This is a genomic window from uncultured Rikenella sp. (genome assembly GCF_910579375.1).
Lineage (GTDB): Bacteria > Bacteroidota > Bacteroidia > Bacteroidales > Rikenellaceae > Rikenella.
On record NZ_CAJTUJ010000071.1, the window covers coordinates 1 to 8,912 of the forward strand.

Sequence of the window (8,912 nt, forward strand, 5' to 3'; positions counted from 1 at the left end):
GCGTCCGTTTATTCCGAGAGGCAACGCAGCTGAAGACCGAAAGCACGATTCGCCGTACCGCTCGTTCCCAGCCCCTGCATGTCGAACCATAAGAAACGACCCGTGGAACCGCTCACCCCAGATGACCAACAGCAACTGTTTCGACCCACATTGTCCTGCCTACCCGTCAGGTTGTGGCGGTAGCCCGGGGCGGTGCCGCTCGGCACTCGAAAGCTGGCCGCCTTTACCCCATGGATGACACCTCCCGGGCGTCCGCCTCGCTTCGGTTGACCGTGAATATAGAGTATTGCTTTGTCGGGCCGAAGCCTGCGAGGCCCAAAAGCAACATCAGTTGCGGACCTCCGCGGGGGGCGGCTTCGGCCCGCGCGGTTCTTCGAACCGCATGAATTCAACTCAAAATGTAAATAGGGGTAGTTCCAGCCCATTGCCCACTGCGGGCCTGGGGCGTTTATTCCGAGAGGCAACGCAACTGAAAACCGAAGGCATGGCCATCCGGATTGCTGGTGTGGAGGTTCTGCGGGTAAAAGTATAAGAATATGCTGCTATTCCCATTAACTGACGAAGACTGGCTGAATCCGCTGTGGCCGATGTAGTCCAGTGTACCTGTACCCCGAGCGCGGTAGCCCGGGGCGGCGGAAGAAGAGGAATGAACGGTTATCGGATAATCCGCTGTTCGCGGGCGAAAGCCTTCAACTGCGCATCCGCCTCGCGCCACCCCGGCAGGAAGGATTCCACCAGCCGGTAAAAGGCCTGCGAGTGGTTGCTCACCACAAAGTGGCACAACTCGTGCAGCACGATATAGTCGATACACGCCTGCGGCGTCTTGACCAGATGCAGGTTCAGCGTGATCAGCCCTTTCGTGTAGTAGCAGCGTCCCCAGGCCCGCCGCATGACGAAGATTTTCAGACGCGGCGGCGCGATGGCATACCCCGCGGCCCGGAACAGCGGCAGCCAGCGGTCGACAGCCGCCTGAAAACTCTTTCGGGCTTGTCGGCGATACCAGTTTTGAAGAAACTCCTCGAAATTTTCGCGTGTGGCCGGGTGGAGAGAGAGGTGGAAATTGTTGTCTTTGATTTTCAGTGAATTTCGGGTTGCTTCACGGTGCAGTACGACGCCGTAGCTCTCGCCGAACAGCAGGTATCGACGCCGAACCGAGTGGAGCGGCGTTCCTCCCGTTTTTCCCGTTGCCACCGGTCGGCGGGAGCTCCGGCGCGAGGAGGCCGAACGGCCCCAAATCCATATCTTAAAGATTCCCATCGATATACGCTGTCATAGCTTCCGTGTCGGTCGGCCCGAACCAGCGGATCTGCGGATCGCGCCGCAGCCAGGTCAGTTGCCGTTTGGCATACCGGCGCGTATTGCGTTGGATCAGTTCCACCGCCTTGGCCAACGAACACCGGCCGTCGAAATGGTCGAACAGCTCCCGATAACCCACAGTTTGCAGGGCGGATAAATGGCGATCGGGGTACAGCCGCTCCGCCTCGGCCACCAGTCCGTCCGAAACCATCTGCTCCACCCGCCGGTCGATGCGGGCGTACAACTCTTCGCGCGGCAGGTCGATCCCTATTTTAATAGGGGTGAAATTTCTCTGTTTGACTACCCCGCTTCGTAAGGCCGAGTACGGTCGTCCGCTGAGTCGACACACCTCGACGGCGCGGATTACCCGCTGCGGATTCTGTCGATCGACGACGGCATAATAGGCCGGATCGCTCCGTTCCAGCTCCTCCAGCAACACGGCCAACGGCATGGCCGTAAGTTCCGCCCGCAGAGCCGGGTCGGACTCCGGCAGGTCGTCGAACCCTTCCAACAAGGCGTTCACATAGAGTCCCGAACCGCCCACCAGCAAGACGTCCGGCGTGTTCGGAAAAAGTTCGTTGTCGAGCAGGGCCAGGGCTTCCCGCTCGTAGTCCCCCGCCGTAAAAGGCTCGTGAATGCTCTTGTTTTGAATGAAGTAGTGCGGTACGTCCTCCCGTTCCGCCAGCGAAGGGACGGCGGTGCCGATCGCCATCTCCCGATAGACCTGTCGCGAATCGGCCGAAACGACGGGTGCGCCGTAGTGTCGCCCCAGAACGACCCCTGCGGCGCTCTTGCCCACGCCTGTCGGCCCCTGGATGACGATTAGGCGATTCGTATGATCCATACGATTAGTATGCGTATTCGTCGTCATAAGTGTCGTCCCCCTCGAATTCGCCGAATTCGTCCATCGCTTCGTCGAAAATCGAATGGTCGTCGGCCAAGTCGTCCCGTTCGGAAAATATGGCGGGATCGTTCTTTTGCTGCTGGGCCGGCGGTTCGCCCGCGGAGGCCGCTATCCGCGGATACGCCACCCCCTCTTCTGCGAACTTGCTCTCGATCAGTTCGATGAAGAATTGCCGCTCGGCGAAGATGTCGAATACATAGATCAGCCGGCCGAACTTCTCGCGGACGATCTGGCCCAGGCTGACGCGTTCCATCGGCAGCGGAACGGCGAAACCCTCCTCTTCGCCCTCTAACCCCATATCGACGGAGGTGAATTCGCGCAGTTTGTCCCACTCGGCGTCCGAGGTGAAGATCGAGGCCATTTCGGCCGGGCTGTAACCGACCGATTCGCGCACGTAGGTGTGGAAATCGGCCAGGTTCATATCGTAGGGCACTTCGTAGTCGCGGACGAAGTCGTCGGCTTCGTCGCTGAGCATCCTGAATTTGAAGATCATAGACATGGGTCGGGAGTTTTGTCCGACTCAAAGATAACTTTTTTTGCGCTTCGGAGCATGGAGAAACGGGGCGGATTCGCTTTCTTTGCACCTTGGAAAATCTAAATCACGAAGGACTATGAAAAAGATAAGAGCGGCCATTGTCGGATACGGAAATATCGGGCGGTATGTGCTGGATGCGTTGCAGACGGCGCCGGATTTCGAGGTGGCGGGCGTGGTGCGGCGCGATGCGTCGAATGTGCCGGCCGAGCTGGCGGGGTATCCGGTGGTGAGCGAGCTGGAGGCGCTGAAGGATGTACAGGTGGCGATTCTCTGTACGCCGAGCCGCAGTGCGCAGGCGTATGCCGAACGGGCGCTGGCGTTGGGGATCAATACGGTGGACAGTTTCGATATCCACACGGAGATCGTCTCGACGCGGCGGGCGCTGGACACGGCGGCCCGGCGCAGCGGGTCGGTGGCGGTGCTCTCGGCGGGGTGGGATCCGGGGACGGATTCGATGGTGCGGGCGTTGATGGAGGTGTGTGCGCCGAAGGGGCTGACTTATACGAACTTCGGGCCGGGGATGAGCATGGGGCACACGGTGGCGGTCAAGGCGATCGAGGGGGTCAAGGCGGCGTTGTCGATGACGATTCCGACGGGAACGGGGATTCATCGCCGGATGGTCTATATCGAGGTCGAAGAGGGGCATGATTTTGCGAAGGTGGCGGCGGCGATCAAGGCGGATCCCTATTTCGTGCACGACGAAACGCATGTGATGCAGGTGGAGTCGGTGGATGCGCTACTGGACATGGGGCATGGGGTGAACCTGACGCGCAAGGGGGTGTCGGGCTGTACGCCGAATCAGCGGTTCGAGTTCAATATGAGTATCAACAATCCGGCGCTGACGGCTCAGATTATGGTGGGTTCGGCGCGGGCGTCGCTGCTCCAGAAACCGGGGGCGTATACGATGATCGAGATTCCGTTGATCGACTATCTGTATGGCGATCGTGAGGAGTTGGTGCGGCGGCTGGTATAGTTTGGGGAAGAGGGTCTTTTTCGGCCCGGGGCGACTTCGGTCGTTCCGGGCTGTTTCTTTTGTGGAGGTGGCAGCTACTTTGGGTGATGCGTGGGGTGGAGGCTGTCTTGCGATTTTGGGGCGTCGGCAGCTTGAGGATGCGTAACATCCGTCCGCTCAAGGTCAAACCAAAGTAGGGTAGAGGCTGCCATTAAAAGACGCAGTGCGCCCATTTATTCCGAGAGGCAACGCAACAGAAAACCGTAACTGCGGTGATGCGAGGTGTTGGAATTGAGGATCATGACATCGAAATATAAACGTACACCATTCGAGCTGTTTGTGGATGCAGACCAGGTGGTGCCCTCGCCGCCGATGCCGCCCAATGACCCGTAAATGCCATTGTAACCTCCGTCGCGGTAGCCCGGGGCGAAACGGACGCAGGAAACGCAGAGAGGTGACGCTGAGCGAAAAGCGGATTTTTTACCCCGGCCGAAACGGATTTTTTTCTTTTCCTCTCGGTTGTGGCGTTGCGGAAAAGGTTATCTTTGTAAACACCCCTCGCAAGAGAAAAAAGATCGCTTTCAATGTCGGAATTTACTCATCTTCACGTACATACGCAATATTCCATTCTGGACGGCGCTGCGGCTATCAAAAAGTTGCTCGCCCGGGCCAAAGAGTTGGGGATGGGGGCGTTGGCCATCACCGACCACGGGAATATGTTCGGCGTGAAGGAGTTTCACAATGCGGCCAAGGCGGCGGGAATCAAGCCGATTCTCGGATGCGAGGTCTACGTGGCTGCGCGGAACCGGTTCGAAAAGACCGATAAGGAGGACAGAAGCGGGCATCACCTCATCCTGCTGGCCAAGAATCTGGAGGGATACCATAATCTGATCAAACTAGTGTCGTATGCGTGGACGGAAGGGTTCTACTACAATCCACGGATCGACAAGGAACTGCTCGAAAAGTACCACGAGGGGATTATCTGCTGCTCGGCCTGTCTGGGGGGCGAAATTCCGCAGCTCATCATGCGGGGAGATATGGCGGGGGCCGATGAGGCGGTGCGGTGGTTCAGGGAGTTGTTCGGCGAGGACTACTACCTGGAGTTGCAGGCCCACAAAACCGGCGATCCGACACGGGATGAGAAGGTCTACGACCATCAGGTGATGGTCAATAAAGTGCTGTTGAAACTGGCCGAGAAGTACGGAATCAAATACATCGCCACGAACGACGTCCACTACATTCTGGCGGAGGATGCCGAGGCGCACGACCGGCTGATCTGTCTCAGCACGGGGCGCGATCTGGACGACCCTCAGCGGATGCGGTACACGGGGCAGGAGTACCTCAAGAGTTATGAGGAGATGGCGGCTCTGTTTCCGGACCATCCGGAGGCGTTGGCGACGACGCAGGAGATTGTGGACAAAATCGAGGAGTATTCGCTGAGTCACAAGCCGTACATGCCGAACTTCCTCTTGCCGGACGACTTCGTGGTGGAGCTGGCGCCGCTCAAGGAGTCGATCGCGGTGGGGCTCGGAAAGATATATAAGGATAAACCGGAGGAGCTTCAGGCGATGCAGGCGCGCGTCGATGCCTGCGCTTCGGAGCAGGAGATCGGAGCGATCGACGAACAGGTGGCGGAGCTGCTTTTGACGGCGCGGCAGTATTTGTACCTGCGGTATATCGTATGGCAGGGGGCGGAACGGCGGTATCCGGGGGATAAATTGACGGAGGCGATCAGAGAACGGATCGATTTCGAACTCAAGACGATCGAGTGGATGGGGTTCCCGGGCTACTTTCTGATCGTGTGGGACTTTATCCGGGCGGCGAGGGAAATCGGGGTTTCTGTGGGGCCGGGGCGTGGCTCTGCGGCGGGATCGGTGGTGGCTTATTGCTTGAAAATCACCAATATCGACCCGATCGCATACGACTTGCTGTTCGAGCGTTTCCTTAATCCGGAGCGGATTTCGCTGCCCGATATCGATATCGACTTCGACGAAGACGGGCGCGAGGATGTGATGCACTATGTGGTGCAGAAGTACGGACAGAAGCGGGTGGCGCATATCATCACTTTCGGGACGATGGCAGCGAAGTCTTCCATCAAAGATGTGGCGCGGGTGCAGAAGCTGCCGTTGCAGGAGAGCGACCGGCTGTCGAAGATGGTGCCGGAAAAGCCGGGGACGACGCTCGAAAAGGCTTACAAGGAGGTGCCGGAGTTGGCGGCGGAACGCGAGTCGGAGAATCCGTTGGTGAGGGATACGCTGCGCTATGCCGAAAAACTGGAGGGGTCGGTGCGGCAGACCGGAGTGCATGCCTGCGGCATTATCATCGGGCAGGACGACCTCGAAAAATTCGCGCCGATTTCCACGGCCAAGGATGCGGAGCTCTTTGTGGTGCAGTACGAGGGGAGTTTGGTGGAGGATGCCGGGCTCATCAAGATGGACTTTCTGGGGCTCAAAACGCTCTCCATTATAAAGGATGCCGTGGAGAACGTGCGGGAGTCTAAGGGGATCGACATCGATATCGACGCGATTCCGCTGAATGACAAGAAGACCTTCGAGCTCTATTCCAACGGGGAGACTACCGGACTGTTCCAGTTCGAGTCGCCGGGGATGAAGAAGCACCTCCGGGCGTTGCAACCCAACCGGTTCGAGGACTTGATCGCGATGAACGCCTTGTATCGGCCGGGGCCGATGGAGTACATCCCGAACTTCATCGCCCGGAAGCACGGGCGGGAGGCCATTGCCTACGACTTGCCGGATATGGCGGAATATCTGGAAGATACGTACGGGATTACGGTCTATCAGGAACAGGTGATGCTTCTGTCGCAGAAGCTGGCCGGGTTTACGAAGGGGCAGGCCGATACGCTCCGGAAGGCGATGGGTAAGAAAAAGAAAGATGTGCTGGACAAGATGAAGGGCGACTTCCTGGACGGGGCGGTGGCGCACGGACACGACCGGACGGTGTGCGAGAAGATCTGGACGGACTGGGAGGCGTTCGCGTCGTATGCCTTCAACAAGTCGCACTCCACGTGTTATGCCTATGTGTCGTACCAGACGGCCTACCTCAAGGCGCACTATCCGGCCGAGTTTATGGCGGCCCTCTTGAGCCGGAACCTGTCGGATATCAAGAAGATCAGCTTCTTTATGGACGAGTGCAAACGGATGGGAGCGCCGGTCAAGGGGCCGGATGTCAATAAGAGCCGGCACCGCTTCTCGGTGGACAGCGAGCAGAATATCCGTTTCGGGTTGGGAGGGATCAAGGGGTTGGGCGAAAACGCGGTTCAGGCGATTCTCGAGGAGCGGAATGCCCATGGGGATTTCAAGGATATTTTCGATTTCGTCGAACGGGTCAATCTCCAGACGGTCAATAAAAAGAATATCGAGTGTCTGGCGTTGGCGGGAGCGTTGGATTCGATCGCTTCGTTCCACCGGAGCCAGTTTTTCGCACAGGATAGCAAGGGAGCTTCGTTTATCGAGTCGCTGATTCGGTATGGGAGTTTGGTGCAGGCCGAGCGCGCGCAGAAGCAGAACAGCCTCTTCGGCGATATGATGTCGGGGGTGATGGTCCAGAAACCGGAGATTCCGTCGGCCGAGACGTGGGGCAAACTCGAAATGCTGGAGCGGGAACGAGAGGTGGTGGGGATCTATCTCTCGTCGCATCCGCTGGACGACTACCGGATTCTGATCGAGAAGTATTGTTCCAATGCGGTGAGCGATTTGAGCGATCTGATGGCGTTGAGGGATCGGGATTTTTCGGTGGCGGGGATGGTTACTTCGGCGCAGTACCTGACGACGAAGACGGGGAAACCGTACGGACGGTTCACGGTCGAGGATTTCAGCGGGAGTTATACCTTTACGCTCTGGAGCAAGGATTGGGAGACGTTCCATTCGTTCTGTTTCGAGCAGAACTCCATCCTGATCAAGGGGCGGGTACAACCGAGCCGTTTCCGGCAGGGCGAGATGGAGATCGTGATCAAGAGCATGAAGAGCCTCGCGGAGGTGATGGAGAGCGACATTCGGGAGCTGGTGGTGACGGTGCCGGTGAAGGAGCTTTCGACGGGGTTCATCACGGATTTGTCGAGCACGGCGGCTATGGCGGCGGGGCCGGTCTCGTTGTTGTTCCATATTTTCGACCCGGAGACGGGAGTCAGGGTGGCGTTGCGTACCCGTGCGCCCAAGATCGAACTGAACGCCAAGGTGACGGAGCTGCTGGACGATTACGGTTTCAAATACCGGATAAATTGATTAGATTTGTGCGCTTTTTGTGGCATGGATTTTGAATTCTTACACTATTAAAAACTACTAAAACTCAATTTGTTATGGCATTGGAAATCAATTCGGGCAATTTTCAGGAGGTGATGGCGTCGGATAAGCCGGTGGTGATCGATTTTTGGGCCGAGTGGTGCGGGCCGTGTCGGATGGTGGGGCCGATCGTGGAGGAGCTGGCGACGGAATATGCCGGAAAGGCGATCATCGGAAAGTGCGATGTGGATTCGAATGACGCGATTGCAGCGCAGTTCGCCATTCGGAACATTCCGACGATTATTTTCGTCAAAGGAGGTCAGGTGGTGGACAAGCAGGTGGGGGCGACGACCAAAGCGGCGCTGGCGGAAAAGCTCAATAAGTTGTTGTAGCGATTGCCTGTTTAGCGGAATGATTGTAGTTCTCCCGCCGAACCTTGAAGGTTCGGCGGGAGAACTTTTTTATTGTGGTACTGTTTCGTGTGGCGGGTTGGGTTGGTGATACTTTGGGCGTTTGGTTCCGGTAGCGACGGCCCTTTGCCCACCGCGCGCGGACAAAGAGAGTTGGGCCGCCGGCAGCTTTAGGATGCGTTAGCATCCGTCTAAAGTTTTTTCGGTTCCTTTTGTTCACAAAAGGAACAGTTCTATCCGGGGCAGTGACCAGACGCGCGCGATTGCTGGATAAGGAAATCATTCAAACGCGTGGATTGCATTTGAATAAGATTTCCGCCAGCGCGCGGACAGAGAACGGGGGTAGAGGCTGGCAGTAAAACGTCCTGTGGGCGTGCCCGCGCGGCCCGAGCGCAGTACCCTCAGACCAACGCGCGCCCCGCCAAAAGGAGCGATTCAGCTATTTCCGGTGGTTAGCCGAAATAGAATGAATCGCGCAAGGCGCGCGAAAAGAGAATCGGGTAGAGGCTGGCAGCAAAACGCCCTTTGGGCGCGCCCGCCCGTTTAAAGGACATATTCTGCCGGTTGGCGCTCGGCC

8 protein-coding genes are annotated in these 8,912 nt (G+C 57.8%); 3 read left to right on the plus strand and 5 right to left on the minus strand.

Translation table 11 applies throughout. The annotated features are described in order from the left end of the window. Window positions 1-8: 8 nt before the first annotated feature. From QZ302_RS06800 to QZ302_RS06815, 4 genes are all read right to left on the minus strand, one after another. Complete coding sequence (locus tag QZ302_RS06800; protein WP_294593878.1) at window positions 9-206, minus strand: hypothetical protein; 198 nt, start codon at window positions 204-206, stop codon at window positions 9-11. Window positions 207-654: 448 nt separating this feature from the next. Then, on the minus strand, window positions 655-1,191 hold the full coding sequence (locus QZ302_RS06805) for a SprT-like domain-containing protein (RefSeq protein ID WP_294593879.1): 537 nt from the start codon (window positions 1,189-1,191) through the stop codon (window positions 655-657). A gap of 52 nt (window positions 1,192-1,243) precedes the next feature. After that, complete coding sequence (gene miaA / locus QZ302_RS06810; protein ID WP_294593880.1) at window positions 1,244-2,140, minus strand: tRNA (adenosine(37)-N6)-dimethylallyltransferase MiaA; 897 nt, start codon at window positions 2,138-2,140, stop codon at window positions 1,244-1,246. A 4-nt stretch (window positions 2,141-2,144) separates the two neighbouring features. Continuing rightward, a complete protein-coding gene (locus QZ302_RS06815) occupies window positions 2,145-2,693 on the minus strand; it encodes a hypothetical protein (protein ID WP_365320717.1) in 549 nt (182 codons plus the stop codon). A 118-nt stretch (window positions 2,694-2,811) separates the two neighbouring features. On the opposite strand from QZ302_RS06815, the gene QZ302_RS06820 reads away from it, so the two are divergent. Then, window positions 2,812-3,708, plus strand: a complete 897-nt coding sequence (locus QZ302_RS06820; RefSeq protein WP_294593883.1) for a diaminopimelate dehydrogenase — start codon at window positions 2,812-2,814, stop codon at window positions 3,706-3,708. Window positions 3,709-3,920: 212 nt separating this feature from the next. Here QZ302_RS06820 and QZ302_RS06825 read toward each other — a convergent pair whose 3' ends face one another. Continuing rightward, a complete protein-coding gene (locus QZ302_RS06825) occupies window positions 3,921-4,070 on the minus strand; it encodes a hypothetical protein (protein WP_294593884.1) in 150 nt (49 codons plus the stop codon). Window positions 4,071-4,271: 201 nt separating this feature from the next. Here QZ302_RS06825 and dnaE point away from each other — a divergent pair, with 201 nt between their 5' ends. Then, complete coding sequence (gene dnaE, locus QZ302_RS06830) at window positions 4,272-7,928, plus strand: DNA polymerase III subunit alpha (protein WP_294593885.1); 3,657 nt, start codon at window positions 4,272-4,274, stop codon at window positions 7,926-7,928. A gap of 74 nt (window positions 7,929-8,002) precedes the next feature. Next, the gene (trxA, locus tag QZ302_RS06835; protein ID WP_294593887.1) at window positions 8,003-8,317 is read left to right on the plus strand and encodes a thioredoxin; all 315 of its coding nucleotides are present in this window, start codon (window positions 8,003-8,005) and stop codon (window positions 8,315-8,317) included. The last annotated feature ends 595 nt before the right edge of the window (window positions 8,318-8,912 follow it).